The following is a 15,827-nucleotide window of genomic DNA, read 5'->3' on the forward strand; positions in this document are numbered from 1 at the left end:
ATAAGAAGAAAGATGGTAAAATAAAAATACAAATGAACAGATGGCATAGAACGATAGATGTAATGAGTTTGTAATAAAGGGAGAGTAAAAGTGAACAACCATACAAACATGAATCATCCAATTGATCATTCAGCAGCATCTCAGGATACTGTAATTTTGGAGCACTACGGATTAAATGAATTAAACTTTGAATCCGTTAAAGGCTACCGGGAAAAATTTGCTATGACAAAACCAAATCATCCGTGGAATGGACTTGAGACGAAAGAATTTTTATACAAAATTGGTGCATGGGGAAAGCTGCGTAATACAAGTAAAGAAGGTCTTACAGTCGCAGGTTTGCTTATGTTTAGTGAAGAAAGAATTATAACAGAAGTTTTTCCGCAATACTTTCTGGAATATAGGGAAAGCTTGCAGGACACTTTAAGCAGCTGCTGGTCTGAACGATTCACCTCCCAGGATGGAACTTGGTCTGGAAATTTATACGATTTTTACTTTAAGGTGATGGAGCACTTTTCAAAGGGCCTGCCTGTAAGTTATATGAAGGAAAAAATATGTCTTGCTCTTCACGAAGCCCTAATTAATATGATTGTACATGCCGATTATTATGTTGAGGGCGGACTTGTTATTGAAAGGAATGCACATGCTATTCGATTTTCTAATCCGGGACTTTTCCGTATACCTGTTGAACAAGCCTTTGAGGGCGGAATCAGCAATCTACGTAATCCGAATGTATTTAAGATGTTTATTCTAATCGATCTTTGTCAAAGAGCCGGATTTGGTTTAAAAAGTATGTATTCACTATGGACAGAGCAGCAATGGTCACGGCCTCATATAGATCAGGAGGCACAATTGGAGCGGACGACCCTAACACTTAGCATGTCTGAAAGTATTGCTGAAGGTAAATTGGAATGGATGGATGAAATCGCTTCAACATATGATGGATTTGAAATTGATAGAAGCTCCGTAAATAAGGAGTACAGCTCCATGAATAGTGAGGTAGACTCCGTAAATAAGGAGTATAACTCCATGAATAATGATTCTAACTCCGTAAATAAGGAACAAAACTCCATAAGTATAGAGGATAACTCCGTAAATAACGATGTTAACTCCATGAATAATGATTCTAACTCCGTAAATAAGGAGTACAGCTCCATGAATAATGAAGAGGATGATCCTATATTAGAGGAGCTGCCAACCTTTTTAGAACAGACAGAAAATATAGATGGGCAACAGGAAAGTGTTATAGCAGAGGATATTGAGAAGGAGCTTTGGGGGATTTCGGAAATAGCAAGAAGGAAGAAGCGTTTAAGTCCAAGTAAAATGGAAGAGATTATTTTGCAGCTTCTTATGAAAAAGCCCCTTATGCTAAAGGAATTATCCCGGTTGCTGGAGCGGACGTCAGATGGGCTTCGAAATAATTATTTGGCTAAGCTGCTGCAGAAGGAAAAGATAAAACTAAAATATCCGGATCAACCAAATCATCCGAAGCAGGCGTATTTATTTCGAGACAGATGAAGCTATCTTTATTTTAATATAATATATACAGAGAAAACTCGATGATTGGTGAGCCGTTAGACGAGGACAGAGGCGTAGTACATTTTTACACTTTGTTCCTAAAATTTTTCGCCACATCGAGTTTGCTTTTTGCGGGAATTTTATACTTTCTGGTGTAAAGAAAAACGAAAGGTCAAAAGGCCCTTTGTTCTGTATACGAGTTTAGAGCAGGATTAGGTGAAATTTTCCGTTGTTATATTGATTTATCTTACTAATTTATTTTTTTGTTTCTTCTCTCAGTTTGTGCATGAAAAATATCCTTATTATAACTTTCACTCAGCAAGCAACAATCTATCAGATTTTACTGAAAGAGTACCCCTACTTCAATTTCGTAGCGTAGGTGGAGGTAACTCAATTGCGTAACCTTAACTCCTGATATTTCCCGGGTGAAGAACCGCATACAATTTCCCTCTGTAAAAGCATGCGTGAATGCCCCCTCTTTGCCCCTCACAGGCTTGAAGAAGGGGAATTTTTTCGGAAATCCGTTACATATTTTCTGAGCTCTAATTCCTAGATCCATTTTCTAAGAAATGCTATCATCTTGTGTTCCCAGTGATGGTGAGAAGATTCTATACGCGGTTGTGCTGGGAACAGAAAAGGACTGAGTACGGAGGGTTTTCCCATACTCAGTTTTTCTTACACTTTAAGAAAGTATAAATTTCTAGCTAGAAGACAATTCAACGTAGCGAGAAATTTCAGGAATAAAGTATAAGGGCAACTACGCCTCTGTCTTCGCCCAAGGGCGGGGCTCGCCAATCGGCAAGTTTTCTTTATTCACTTTTTTAGGGTTCTGATGGCAAGGTGGAATTATGTTTTTGAAGTTGCGAATATTTTATTTTCATCTGATAATTTACAGGGAAATATTTAATGAAACAGGATGTAACAACATGTAACAGCATGGTTGTGTGAGGTTGACTGTACCAAAGGTAGAGTTTATAGGGCTATGCTGGATTGTTATCTAGAAAATTGATTTTTGAGTATTTAATTGAAGCGATTTTACATATGATAATTCACTTGAAATTCTCACAGCAAAGGAGTAAGATGCCTATATAATTATAATAGCCCGGGAGCCTGCGGAAGCAGGCTGAGAGTACGGCTGAACTGCCGTAGACCGTTTGAACCTGTTGGGTCATGCCAGCGCAGGGAGAGCCGCAAAAAGAAGTCTATGATTGAGGAAAATCCTTAATCGATGCAGAGACACTTTGCCCGCGCAAGGTGTCTTTTTTGTTGTTACATTAATAAAGTATAGCTTTTTGGAGTGTTACTTAACTCCAGCATTGTTTCTTATTTAATTAAAAGGGGCTGAAACTTAATGGATATGCACAAAATTGGAGAGACATTACAAAAGGTAAGAGAGGTAAATCCACTTGTGCACAACATTACAAATGTTGTTGTGACTAACTTTACAGCAAATGGATTACTTGCGCTTGGTGCATCACCAGTCATGGCTTATGCGAAGGAAGAAGTTGCTGATATGGCAAAAATTGCAGGGGCGCTCGTACTTAATATTGGCACTTTAAATGAGACTGAAATTGAAGCGATGATTATTGCTGGAAAATCGGCAAATGAAAGTGGTGTTCCTGTTATTTTAGACCCAGTGGGAGCTGGAGCAACAGCGTACCGTACACAAACAGCTCGTAAAATTGTGAGCGAGGTACAAATTGCTGCTTTACGGGGAAATGCGGCAGAGGTCGCAAACGTTGTTGGAGAGAACTGGACAATCAAAGGAGTAGACGCAGGAGCAGGAGCAGGAGATGTTATTGCTTTGGCGCAAAAGGCAGCTGAACAGCTTCGTACGACTGTTGTGATTACAGGAAAAGAAGATGTTGTTACAGATGGAGCAAAAACCTATATCGTCCGCAATGGGCATCCGATTCTGACAAAGGTAACGGGAACGGGCTGCCTATTAACGTCTGTCATTGGCGCATTTGCAGCTGTAGAGAAGGATATTGCGGAAGCAGCAGTAGCAGCGCTTGTCAGCTATGAGGTAGCAGCGGAGATCGCGGCGAAAAAGACAGTAGAAGAGGGTCCAGGGAGCTTCCAAATTGAATTGCTAAATCAATTATCTAAAGTAAGCGCAGCTGATGCAGCACAATACGGTTCGGTTGAAAAAATCGCGGAGTAGGTGATGAAAATGAAAACATATAAAGCACTCACAATTGCGGGCTCTGACAGCGGCGGCGGGGCTGGGATTCAAGCTGATTTAAAAACCTTTCAAGAGTTAAAGGTATTTGGGATGTCTGCTTTGACAGCTGTTACGGCACAAAATACACTTGGTGTGCAAGGTGTATATCCGCTAGCTGTGGACGCTGTTGGACAGCAAATTGAATCCATTGGTACAGATTTAGGAACAGATGCAGTGAAAACGGGAATGCTCTTTAGCAGTGAAATTATCCAAGCGGTAGCCGAGAAAATTCGAGCATTCGGCTGGAAGAATGTTGTCGTCGATCCTGTTATGATTGCCAAGGGCGGTGCACCGCTTCTTCAGCAGGAAGCGATTGCTGCACTAAAGGAATATTTACTGCCGCTTGCGACAGTAGTAACACCAAATATTCCAGAGGCGGAAGCATTAACAGGTCTGTCCATTCAAACGTTGGAGGACCGTAAGGAAGCCGCAAAATGTTTGCTTGAAACGGGTGTGCAATATGTAGTGATTAAAGGCGGTCATGATGATGTCGAGGATGAAGCCATCGATCTACTGTATGACGGCCAAGATTTCTTTTATTTTACAAGCAAGAAAATTGAAACAAAGAACACGCATGGAACGGGTTGCACATTTGCTGCGGCGATTGCCGCTGAGCTGGCAAAAGGCAACAGCATAAACACTGCGGTTCAAACAGCGAAGGATTTCATCCAAGCGGCGATTGAAAACCAGCTCGGAATCGGTAATGGTCACGGCCCAACGAATCACTGGGCATATCAACAGAAGCAGCATGTCCAACGATAAGGGGTGAAGGTGAATGTCGAGAATTCAAAGTGATGTAATGCGTGAAATGTTAAAGGTCTATTTTATTGCCGGGAGTGTAAACTGCAAGAAAGATTTGGTTTCTATTGTTGAAGAGGCAATTGATGGCGGGGTTACCTTGTTTCAGTATCGCGAAAAAGGCAATGGTGCTTTGACAGGAGATGCGAAGTATGAGATGGCAAAGCGCGTTCAGGAGCTGTGTAAAAGAAAAAATATCCCATTTATCGTAAATGACGATGTTGATCTAGCTTTAGAGCTTGATGCAGACGGTGTTCATATTGGACAAGATGATGAAGCTGCTGCGAGCGTTCGCGAGAAAATCGGGGATAAAATTCTTGGTATTTCCGTTCATACACTTGAGCAAGCACAAAAGGCTGCTGCTCAAGGTGCAGATTACTTTGGCGTTGGCCCTATCTTCTCTACACAATCAAAGGAAGATGCAAGAGATGCACAAGGAACAGCCTTAATCGAGCTATTTAAGAATCATAAAATAGAAACTCCGATTGTTGCTATCGGTGGTATTACAGCTGAGAATACTCCGCCTATTATCAAGGCTGGTGCAGATGGCGTTTCTGTTATTAGTGCAATTAGCCAGGCTGATTCCGTGTATGAAGCAGCAAAAAAGCTCAAGGAAGCAGTGTTTCAGACTGTTTAACATAAAATCTATGTATTAATTCCTATACTGAAAAAAGGCAGGCTCATAATATCATGAGACCTGCTTTTTTCATGCTTTGGGAAATAAATCTCCAGCCAGAAGCGAATTCGACGTAGGAGGAAATTTTTAGGGATACAGTATAAGGGCAGCTACGCCTCTGTCTTCGCCCAAGGGCAGGGCTCACCAGTCGGCGAGTTTTCTTTATTAAAAATTAGCTTTCTTTTCATAGAAGCTTCCTTTATTGCAAATAATGAAAGAAATGGAAGGGGGGATAGTATGAAGCTGTTCAAGGGCTTTGGTCACCAAACAGAAGAAAATAAGCCTACTGAGGGAGAAAGAACAAATCATACGCCTATTCCCTTAGATGAAAACCTTGTGAGCAATATGAAGAAAATACGCGCTGCTTTTGCTAAAAGCAGCGATATTGTGATTCGAGAAGTTGTGGTAGGAAATAAGTATAAGAGACGGCTTGTTTTAATTTACACAGATGGTCTAGTGAATACACAAGTCATCGATGAGTCTATTTTAGAGCCATTAACAGTTCATATGGAAGAAAAGTTTGATGATATACAGACGCAAAGTGCGGAAAAGGTATTTCAATTTCTATATACATCTGTTGTTGCAAGTGGCGGTATAAAAAGTGTTAAGGATTTTTCAGAGCTATTTGTCGAGGTTTTATCAGGAAATACAGTTATTTTGACAGAGGATTATCATAAGGCGTTATCTATTTCCACACCAGGCTGGAAAGACCGAGGTGTAGGCGAGACTGAAGTACAAAATGTTATTCGCGGTTCAAGAGAGGCATTTTCTGAGACAATTCGAACGAATACGGCGCTTGTAAGGAGAAGAATTAAGGATGAAAACCTTTGTTGTGAGCAGCAGATACTCGGGAGAAAAACAAAAACAACGATAGTTATCATGTACATACAGGGAGTTGTAGAAGAAGGCGTGATTCAAGAGGTAAAGGAGCGGCTGGGCCGTATTGATATAGATGGCATTTTAGAGAGCGGATATATTGAGGAAATGATTCAAGATGAATCTCTAACCCCATTTCCAACCGTTTATAATACAGAGCGCCCAGATGTTGTAGCAGCTAATCTTTTAGAGGGAAGGGTGGCCATTCTTGTAGACGGTACACCGTTCGTTTTATTAGTACCGGCTATATTTGGACAGTTCTTTCAAGCACCAGAGGATTATTATCAGCGTCCGGACATTGCAACATTAATTCGTATAATTCGGTATGCCAGCTTTTTCATTGCACTGTTAGGTCCATCTCTTTATATCGCCGTTACTACCTTTCATCAAGAGATGCTGCCCACACAGCTGTTGATTAGTTTAGCAGCGCAGCGGGAAGGGGTGCCGTTTCCAGCCTTTGTTGAAGCCTGTGTTATGGAGGTTACATTTGAGATTTTGCGCGAAGCGGGAATTCGGATGCCTAGACCGATGGGACAAGCAACATCTATTGTTGGGGCATTGGTAATCGGACAATCTGCGGTAGAAGCCGGATTTATTTCTGCCGCGATGGTTATTGTAGTATCAGTTACCGCTATTTCCAACTTTGTCTTTCCAGCCTATGATATGGCTATTTCGGTTCGGATGCTTCGTTTTGTTATGATGATGTTTGCAGCCTCTTTTGGATTATTTGGCATTACGATGGCGTTGCTGGCACTTGTTCTTCATTTATGCTCCCTTCGCTCCTTTGGTGTACCATACATGTCAGCCTTTGCGCCTTTTGATAGGGCGGGCCAGAAGGATATGATCATGCGAGCTCCGCTCTGGTCGATGCGTAAGAGGCCGAGTATGTTGACAAAACGAAATAAAACAAGAAATACGACTCCGAAACCAGAAAAGCCGGGTCCAACAGATTAAAGCAGGAGGGGGATAGCCATGAAAAAGGTGTTAACGATGAGCCTGCTATTCATTATGATGATACCTTTAACAGGTTGCTGGAACAGGATGGAACTTAATGAGCTGGCCATCGCTGTTGGATTAGCCATTGATAAAGTAAAAGAAAATGAGTATATGGTTAGCGTGCAGGTCGTTGATCCATCAGAGGTTGCTCCAAAGCAGGGAAGTACCGGCCGTTCACCTGTCACGCGCTATCGTGCAAAAGCAGATACAATATTTGAGGCCTTGCGCAAAATTACAACTGTCTCTCCGAGGCAAATTTACTTAGCTCATTTGAGGATTTTAGTAATCGGAGAATCTGTTGCGAAGGAAGGGATTGCAAAATCATTGGAGATGCTGTCGCGTGATCATGAGGTTCGTTCAGATTTTTATATTGTACTGTCAAGAAATGTAAAAGCAGAGCAAATTTTGAAATTTCTAAGTCCAATCGAGAAGATTCCTTCACAAAAGATGTCCAAGTCGCTTGAGGTATCACAAAGTATTTGGGCGCCCACCCGTACGGTGCAAATGGATCAGCTTATCGCAGACATGACAAGCGATGGGAAGTCGGGTGTTTTAACAGGCGTTAAGTATACAGGCAATAAGAAGGTTGGGCAGTCTATGGCAAATGTAGAAAAGTCATGGCCAGAAGCGCAGTTGCAATACACAGGTATAGCAGTGTTAAAAAAGGATAAATTAGTCGGATGGTTAAATGAAGAGGAAAGCAAAGGATTGAATTATGTGTTAGGGGATGTCAAAAATACAGTTGGCAGTATTAAGTGTCCAAAGGGTGGATCCGCGGTTATTGAGATTTTTCATGCAAAGCCAAATGTAAAGGTTACCTTTCAGAATGGCAAGCCAGCTATCCATATTCATAACTTCATTGAGGAAAATGTTGGTGAGGTAAGATGTGATATAGATTTATCTACAACGGAAGGCATTAAAGCATTGGAGAAATCCAGCGAGCAAACAAATGAAACGATTATTAAGGATTCTGTTAAGCGTGCGAAACAGCTGCGGGCTGATATTTTTGGCTTTGGAGAAGCTATTCATCGTGCATCCCCAAAGGCATGGAAAAGCTTGAAGAAGGATTGGTATGAAAAAGGGCTTGTTGAGTTGCCTGTTACAGTGCATACGACAGTAAAAATTCGCAGAACAGGAACAACTGGAAATTCCTTTGTAACGGAGCTAAAGGAGTAGACGCATTATGGTGCCAAGCATTTCAATTTTTCTGTTGGCTGTTTTCATCGCAATGTATGAGCTGCCTTCACTTTTGCAGCAGGAGTCGCGAAAAGACCTGGCAGTGTTTGTTATTTTTTTGGCTGCAGGTATGACTCTCAGTATTCTCCAAGTTCTGCGCATCCCTATTCCAAACCCGATAGTTGTGGTTACATTTATATTTGAACCGTTAGCCCATGTCATAGATAGAGTGCTAGGGATAAGGAGGTGATAAGATGGAAAAAGGAAGGATATCGCCAATGCAGCTTGGCATTCTTGTTTTTATGTTTATTATTAGTAGTGCAACGCTTCTTATCCCGCCTCTGGTAACCTTTTATACGAAGCAGGATGCTTGGGTTGTATCAATTATTACTATGCTTGTGGCGCTTCCAGTTGTCTGGCTGTATATTTCGTTAGGAATGCGGTATCCTAATTTAACACTTATTGAATATACGGAGAGAATTTTAGGGAAATGGTTTGGAAAGGCAGTTTCAAGCTTGTTTATATTTTATTTCTTAATGATTACCGCGGCGCTTTTGCGTCAGTTAGGGGATATGCTTGTTACGTTAGTATTAACTGATACACCCATTCAATGGGTTGAGCTTCTATTTTTTTCGCTTGTAGTGGCGGCTATCCGACTTGGCATTGAGGTATCCTCGAGAGCGGCGGGGATCTTTTTCCCTTGGGTGCTCGCTTTTCTGTTTTTGTTGTTCGTGGCATTATTGCCGCGTATTGAATGGAAAAACTTACAGCCCATCTTCGAGAGCCCACTGAATATGATGGCAAAGGGTGTCTTCATTCACATGGGAATTCCATTTTTTGACCTTGTCATATTTCTGATGATTTTTCCTTATGTTTCAGATTTACGTAAGGCAAAGAAAGTTTATTTTGTAGCAATGATAGCAGGAAGTATAATTATTATAGTGGTTACACTAATGTCCACCCTTGTTCTTGGGGCAAATCTTACAGGGCGGTCCATTTATTCTGTATTTGAGCTCGCACGATCAGTGAATGTCGGAAACTTTATCCAAAGGATTGAGGTATTAGTAGGTGGCCTTTGGTTTATTACAATGTTTTTTAAGATAACGGTTTGCTTCTATGCTTCTGTGCTCGCAATTGCACAGCTTTTTAAATTGAAGCATTATAAGCCTTTAACTTTTCCGCTTGGCATGCTTGTTATTTCTTTATCAATAGTTATGTTTTCAAATACAGTAGATTTCAGGGAGATTGCAAGGGGGCTATGGACGACCAGTATTATGCCATATGGTCTATTTTTTCCAATTATCCTGCTAGTTGTTGATAGCATCAAACAAAAGAGAGCCATAAAAAAGGGAAATCCTGAATAATTTGGCTACTTACCCAGCCTTCTTATTTTACAAGAACGTGCATATAGGACCTATTGTAATTGGATAAAAAAGAGGCTATCACAGTAGATAGCCACTCCCATTTTAGTAATTTAATCAAATTTCATCCCTTTTAATAAGTCTGCAAAGGGATTATTAATTGGTTCAGCTTCTTTTTCTTGCTGTTTTAAATACTTTTGTACCGAACGCTTATCCACTTTACCGCCAGATTCTTTTTTACGTCGTTCTTCAAAAGCAGATAGCTTCTCGCGATACCCACATTTACATGCGAAAATTTGACCTTTACCTTCACCACGAAGTTCCATTTTCTTTTTGCATTGAGGGCAGCGTGCATTGGTTAAACGTGCGACATTCTTTTTATGACCGCATTCACGATCTTGGCAGACAAGCATTTTGCCTTTCTTGCCGTTTACTTCAAGCATTGGTTTTCCGCAGTCAGGGCATGATTTTGTGGAAATATTATCGTGCTTGTATTTTTTATCACTTGCTTTAATTTCAGCAACGATTTCCTTTGTATATTCCTTCATTTCATTTATGAACACATCTTTTTTTAGCTTCCCTTTAGCAATCAGCTCAAGTTTTTGTTCCCACTCAGCTGTTGTCGCCGGCGATTTTAATTTTCCTGGTACTAAATCTAGTAGCTGGCGCCCTTTGGAAGTAATATAGATGTCTTTTCCGCCACGTTTTTCGATTAGGAATGAGTTGAATAGCTTATCAATAATATCAGCACGAGTTGCAACTGTACCAAGTCCACCAGTTGATTTTAATGTATCTACAAGCTTCTTATCATTTGTTTCCATGTACTTTGCAGGATTTTCCATGGCTGACAGCAAAGAGGCCTCTGTAAAGCGTGCAGGGGGCTTGGTTTGACCTGATGTTTGAACAATTAGCTTTGTTATTAATACATCATCTTTTTCAAGACGAGGTAATATCTGCTCCTTTACATCATCAGTTGACTCTTCATCATCGAAACGATTTTCATACACTTCTTTCCAGCCGGCGTTATTTACCAATTTCCCTTTAGCAATGAATTTTTCATTACCGATTTTTGTTTGTATTGTTAATTGCTCGTACTCAAAAGCAGGGAATAATACAGCTAAGAAACGTTTTACAACAAGGTCATATATTTTACGCTCTTTATCTGTAAATGCTGAGAGGTTCACATAACCTTCAGTTGGAATAATGGCATGGTGATCACTGACTTTTCTATCATCTACAAAGGCACTTGTTGCTTTAATTGGCTTTTTTAATACCTTTTGGGCAAGTGAACGATATTCACCTACACCACATGCCTTTAAACGCTCTGGAAGCGTACTAACAATGTCTGAAGATAAATAACGTGAGTCTGTACGAGGGTATGTTAATACCTTATGCTGCTCATACAGTTTTTGCATGATATTGAGTGTTTCCTTAGCTGAATAACCAAAGATTTTATTGGCATCACGCTGTAGTTCTGTTAAATCATATAGAGCAGGCGAGAATGCTTTCTTTGCTTTACGATCAATCGCAACCACAGTGGCATCCTTACGTCCAAGTGATTTAACGATTGCATCCATTTTTTCTTTATCAAAGCTACGACTATTACCATTCGCATCCTGCCATGTTAATTTAAGTCCATCTGTTTGGGCTTCAATACCATAATACGTTTGCGGTTTGAAATTCTTAATTTCATCTTCACGTGCTGCAACCATTGCAACTGTTGGTGTTTGCACACGCCCGCAGTTTAATTGCGCATTAAATTTTGTTGTTAAGGCACGAGTTGCATTTAAACCGATATACCAGTCTGCCTCTGAACGTGCTACTGCTGAAGCGTACAAGCTTTCATAAGCTTTACCAGGCTTCAAGCTATTGAACCCATCTTTAATAGCTTTATCTGTTACAGATGAAATCCACAGACGTTTGATAGGCTTATGAACCTTTGCCTTATCAATTATCCAACGTGCAACTAATTCTCCTTCCCTCCCTGCATCAGTGGCCACGATTATTTCATTCACATCAGTGCGGCTTAACTGTGCTTTTACAGCATTAAACTGTTTTCCTGTTTGTTTTATGACAACTAATTTCATGCGTTCCGGGAGCATAGGAAGGTCTTCTAGATTCCATGTTCTATATTTCATATCATATACGTCGGGATCTGCTAAAGTCACTAAATGTCCTAACGCCCAGGTAACGATATATTTGTCGCCTTCCAAAAATCCATTTCCCTTCTTCGTACACTTCAATACATTTGCTATATCGCGTGCAACGGAAGGTTTTTCAGCAATTACTAAACTTTTTGCCATGTTTCCGAACTCCTTTACTAACTATGTACTGTTTAATATACCATAGTTTTAGGGTGAAAAATGTATGGACACCTTTATCATTCTCCGACAGAAGACCCCACCTCAAAGTTTGATCAAAGGTCCTGTAGTGATAGGAAGGCTTTAAATACAGCGTTAGCTTAGGCGCTGGCGAAGCTAACGCTGAAAGGCAAGAGGCTTCCAAAGGCTAAAGCAAAAGAAAGGAATGCACTAGTTCTGCATCCCTTTCCCCTTATCTTTACTTATTTCCATATCAGTTTTAAATACAGGAAAATTCATATTATACTTAACAGCTATTACCCTGATAATAAAGGTAACAAATAGGCAAATATATAAAGAGATAATATGCGGAACGAGGTCGTACGTAATAAATAAACTCATTGCACCTATAATAGAGGCAATTGCATAAATTTCCTTTCGAAATACGTATGGAATATCTTTAGCTAATAAATCACGTAAAATTCCTCCGCCAATACCGGTAATAACTCCCATGGATACAACGAGGAAAGGTGCATTCATGTGATGGGTGAGAGCGGCATTTGCACCGACTGCTGTAAAAACGCCTAGCCCAACTGCATCTGAGATCATAATTATATTTTGTAGCTTAGTGACTTTTTTGTAAAACAACCATGTAAGCAGTGACGTACATAAACTGACGAAGAAATAAATAGGTTGAATAAGAGCAACAGGAGGCAGATTCCCAATCATAATATCCCGCAAGACGCCGCCGCCAAGCGCTGTTGCAACGCCAAGGCAAATCACCCCGAATAAATCGAGCTGTTTTTTCATGCCGACTAAAGAACCTGATATTGCAGCGGCAATAATACCGATAAAGATAAATACATTAATAACAGTCATTCTTTCCAGGTTCCTTTCTTTTCTAATTCCTTGTTTTTTACACTTTAAGTAACGTATAAATTTCTAGCAGGAAGACAATTCGATGGAGCGAGAAATGTTAGGAATAAAGTATAAGTGCAACTACGCCTCTGTCTTCGCTCAGGGGCAGGGCTCGCCAATCGGCGAGTTTTCTTTACACTTTAAGAAATTATAAATTTCTAGCAGGAAGACGATTCGACGTAGCAAGAAATTTCAGGAATAAAGTATAAGTGCAACTACACCTCTGTCTTCGCCCAGGGGCAGGGCTCGCCAATCGGCGAGTTTTCTTTACAAGGAGAAAATATACAACAAGTTTGGGAAAAGTACAACAATTGTTTTGCCATATGCAAAAAAGAATGGAGTTAGAAGGAGAGGAAGCGTTTTGAAGGTGAAGGCTTTCTTTAAGGAGTTCCTTCTTTTATATGTGATTTGCTATATGAGAAAAATGCACATAAGAAGCAGAAGGAGTCACATACTAAATAGGAAAAGGGATGCAATCTGTTTTTGCTCTTATGAGAGCTAGACAGGCCTAAATTGTAAAAAACTTCTTATATGTATATTTGTCCAAGGAGACGATTATTCGCTGTCTTCCTTATAAAACTGCAATAAAAAAGTATACTTATACACTGCAATACGTGTAAAATGCTAAGAGTGAATATTGGCAACAGGAGGTTTCTCATGAGTAAAGTAACCGTAGTTTCCGATCGGAGGCTTCTCGGCGTCGCCGGTCTTGGCTGGTTGTTTGATGCAATGGATGTAGGACTTCTCTCTTTTGTCATTGCAGCGCTGCAAAAGGAATGGGGTTTAGATGCAAAGCAAATGGCATGGATCGGAAGTATTAATTCCATTGGCATGGCTGTTGGAGCTCTTATATTTGGTTTATTATCAGATCGGATTGGTCGAAAGCAAGTTTTTGTTATTACACTGCTATTATTTTCACTTGGAAGTGGGCTGTCGGCACTCGCCACTACGCTTACTGTATTTATGATTATTCGATTTTTGATTGGTATGGGATTAGGGGGAGAGCTTCCCGTTGCATCTACACTTGTCTCGGAAAGTGTACCTGCAAAGGATCGGGGAAGGGTTGTTGTTTTATTAGAGAGCTTTTGGGCTGGAGGTTGGCTGATTGCCGCACTCATTTCCTATTTTGTAATCCCGAGGTATGGATGGCAGACCGCTATGATAATAAGCGCAATTCCAGCCTTCTATGCACTGTATTTGCGGTGGAGTTTACCTGATTCGCCTCGTTTTCAGCCGCAGCAAGCAAAGCAGCCAGTTTGGGAGAAAATAGGGACCGTTTGGTCGGCGCCGTACGCTCGTTCAACGATTATGCTTTGGGTGCTTTGGTTCTGTGTTGTATTCTCGTATTACGGCATGTTCCTGTGGCTTCCAAGCGTTATGGTGCTGAAAGGTTTTACCTTAATTAAAAGCTTTCAATATGTACTTATTATGACGCTGGCACAGCTCCCGGGCTATTTTACAGCTGCGTGGCTCATTGAAAGAGCGGGACGGAAATTTGTTCTTGTTACATACTTACTTGGCACAGCACTAAGTGCTTATGCCTTTGGAGAAGCTGATTCACTTTCGATGCTGATTGCCTCGGGAATTTTTCTTTCCTTCTTCAATCTTGGCGCATGGGGAGCCCTTTATGCTTATACGCCAGAGCAGTATCCAACAGCAGTTCGCGGAACTGGTGCGGGTATGGCTGCCTCCTTCGGGCGTATCGGCGGTATCCTGGGACCATTGCTTGTAGGATATCTTGTAGCGCAGAAAACTGCAATTTCAACGGTTTTTATTATTTTTTGCGTGGCAATTATTATCGGTGTAATTGCTGTAGTATTGCTGGGGAAAGAAACCCGCCAGCAGGAGCTTGTATAGAGGAAGCGGATGCCGCTTCCTTTTTCCGTATCAGGTTGTCAATCGGCGAGTTTTCTTTATACTTTAAGAACGTATAAATTTCTAGCAGGAAGCCAATTCGGCGTAGTGAGAAATTTTAGGAACAAAGTATAAGTGCAACTACGCTTCTGTCTTCGCCCAAGAGCAGGGCTCGCCAATCAGCGAGTTTTCTTTATGGAAAATAGAAACAGTTTGTAGTTTAAGAGGATTTATGTCGTTTTAAGTCGAATGTATAGTATATGTATAGTCGACAACATAGAAAGAGTTAGGTGGTAAACAGGAATGAAGATTTTGATTGTAACCGAACAGGCGGAGAGCAGAAACCTAATCTTACAAGCGGTCGAGCGGGAAGTAAATAAAAAGGAGATCTTAGAAGCGGCTACTGCATTTGAGGCAATTAAGCTTATGAAGAGACACGATCCTGAGTTTCTATTTCTTGATGTGCAGCTTTCAGACGGAAGCGGTTTTGAGGTGGCCGAGTTAATCAAGCAGCTTGATTTAGCAGCACAGGTCATCTTGATGGGAGAGGATGTACAATATGCAGTAGATGCATTTCGCATGCGTGCGTTCTATTACTTGCTCAAGCCGTTTCAGAATGATGAACTTTCTTATCTTGCTTCTCTCATAGAGAAGGAGAGAAGGAAGAAAGGCGGGGGTGTCCTCCAAAAGCTTCCCATTGAAAACCACGAAGGAATTTCTTATATCTTTCCTAATGAAATTATATATGTTAGTAAGAATAAGGAAAATAAAACAGTCTCCATCTATACAAAAGAGGCCCAGTTTACATCAGCCTATACCCTGCAGGAACTAGAGGATAAGCTTACCTCGCATCATTTTTTACGAGTGCATAAAAGCTACCTTGTGAATCTGTTATATATAAAAGGATTGAGGCCATATTATAACGGAACATACAATTTATACTTAGCAGGCTGCATGGATTGTCCGATTCCGGTAAGCCGCAATTATGTAAAGCGTCTAAGGCATAAGATAGAGATATAAATACGTTCAGGAGACTCTTGCTTGTTAAGAGGTATCGAATTAACAAAGCCCTTATTATGTTTAGAATAAGGGTTTTTCGAATTACACTTTAAGAAAGTATAAATTTCTAGCTG

12 protein-coding genes are annotated in these 15,827 nt (G+C 40.7%); 10 read left to right on the top strand and 2 right to left on the bottom strand.

The window, feature by feature from the left end; translation table 11 throughout:
* Positions 1–90: 90 nt before the first annotated feature.
* The 8 genes from AAHB12_RS17375 to AAHB12_RS17410 all read left to right on the top strand — a co-directional run bounded on the left by AAHB12_RS17375 (position 91) and on the right by AAHB12_RS17410 (position 9,625).
* Positions 91–1,515 carry an ATP-binding protein gene (locus AAHB12_RS17375; protein ID WP_446715577.1) on the top strand — a complete coding sequence of 475 codons (1,425 nt, stop codon included), beginning with the start codon at positions 91–93 and terminating at the stop codon, positions 1,513–1,515.
* Positions 1,516–2,866: 1,351 nt separating this feature from the next.
* A complete protein-coding gene (gene thiM, locus AAHB12_RS17380) occupies positions 2,867–3,679 on the top strand; it encodes a hydroxyethylthiazole kinase (RefSeq protein ID WP_129728683.1) in 813 nt (270 codons plus the stop codon).
* Positions 3,680–3,688: 9 nt separating this feature from the next.
* Positions 3,689–4,501, top strand: coding sequence for a bifunctional hydroxymethylpyrimidine kinase/phosphomethylpyrimidine kinase (gene thiD / locus AAHB12_RS17385; protein WP_129728684.1), 813 nt, complete (start codon positions 3,689–3,691; stop codon positions 4,499–4,501).
* A 13-nt stretch (positions 4,502–4,514) separates the two neighbouring features.
* Complete coding sequence (gene thiE, locus AAHB12_RS17390; protein ID WP_129728685.1) at positions 4,515–5,174, top strand: thiamine phosphate synthase; 660 nt, start codon at positions 4,515–4,517, stop codon at positions 5,172–5,174.
* A 276-nt stretch (positions 5,175–5,450) separates the two neighbouring features.
* On the top strand, positions 5,451–7,043 hold the full coding sequence (locus tag AAHB12_RS17395; RefSeq protein WP_342046229.1) for a spore germination protein: 1,593 nt from the start codon (positions 5,451–5,453) through the stop codon (positions 7,041–7,043).
* A gap of 18 nt (positions 7,044–7,061) precedes the next feature.
* The gene (locus AAHB12_RS17400; protein WP_342046230.1) at positions 7,062–8,261 is read left to right on the top strand and encodes a Ger(x)C family spore germination protein; all 1,200 of its coding nucleotides are present in this window, start codon (positions 7,062–7,064) and stop codon (positions 8,259–8,261) included.
* Between the two features lie 7 nt (positions 8,262–8,268).
* Positions 8,269–8,511, top strand: a complete 243-nt coding sequence (locus AAHB12_RS17405) for a hypothetical protein (RefSeq protein WP_129728687.1) — start codon at positions 8,269–8,271, stop codon at positions 8,509–8,511.
* Positions 8,512–8,515: 4 nt separating this feature from the next.
* Positions 8,516–9,625, top strand: coding sequence for a GerAB/ArcD/ProY family transporter (locus tag AAHB12_RS17410; RefSeq protein WP_342046231.1), 1,110 nt, complete (start codon positions 8,516–8,518; stop codon positions 9,623–9,625).
* Between the two features lie 110 nt (positions 9,626–9,735).
* Here the strand turns inward: AAHB12_RS17410 and AAHB12_RS17415 are convergent, their stop codons facing one another.
* Together AAHB12_RS17415 and AAHB12_RS17420 are read right to left on the bottom strand one after the other, a co-directional pair.
* On the bottom strand, positions 9,736–11,925 hold the full coding sequence (locus AAHB12_RS17415; protein WP_129728689.1) for a DNA topoisomerase III: 2,190 nt from the start codon (positions 11,923–11,925) through the stop codon (positions 9,736–9,738).
* Positions 11,926–12,153: 228 nt separating this feature from the next.
* The gene (locus AAHB12_RS17420; protein WP_129728690.1) at positions 12,154–12,801 is read right to left on the bottom strand and encodes a trimeric intracellular cation channel family protein; all 648 of its coding nucleotides are present in this window, start codon (positions 12,799–12,801) and stop codon (positions 12,154–12,156) included.
* Positions 12,802–13,497: 696 nt separating this feature from the next.
* Between AAHB12_RS17420 and AAHB12_RS17425 the strand changes: the two genes are divergently transcribed.
* Both AAHB12_RS17425 and AAHB12_RS17430 read left to right on the top strand, forming a co-directional pair.
* The gene (locus AAHB12_RS17425; protein WP_342046232.1) at positions 13,498–14,697 is read left to right on the top strand and encodes an MFS transporter; all 1,200 of its coding nucleotides are present in this window, start codon (positions 13,498–13,500) and stop codon (positions 14,695–14,697) included.
* Positions 14,698–14,997: 300 nt separating this feature from the next.
* A complete protein-coding gene (locus tag AAHB12_RS17430) occupies positions 14,998–15,714 on the top strand; it encodes a LytR/AlgR family response regulator transcription factor (protein WP_342046233.1) in 717 nt (238 codons plus the stop codon).
* Positions 15,715–15,827: the final 113 nt, after the last annotated feature.

This window comes from Bacillus sp. OTU530 (assembly GCF_038440375.1).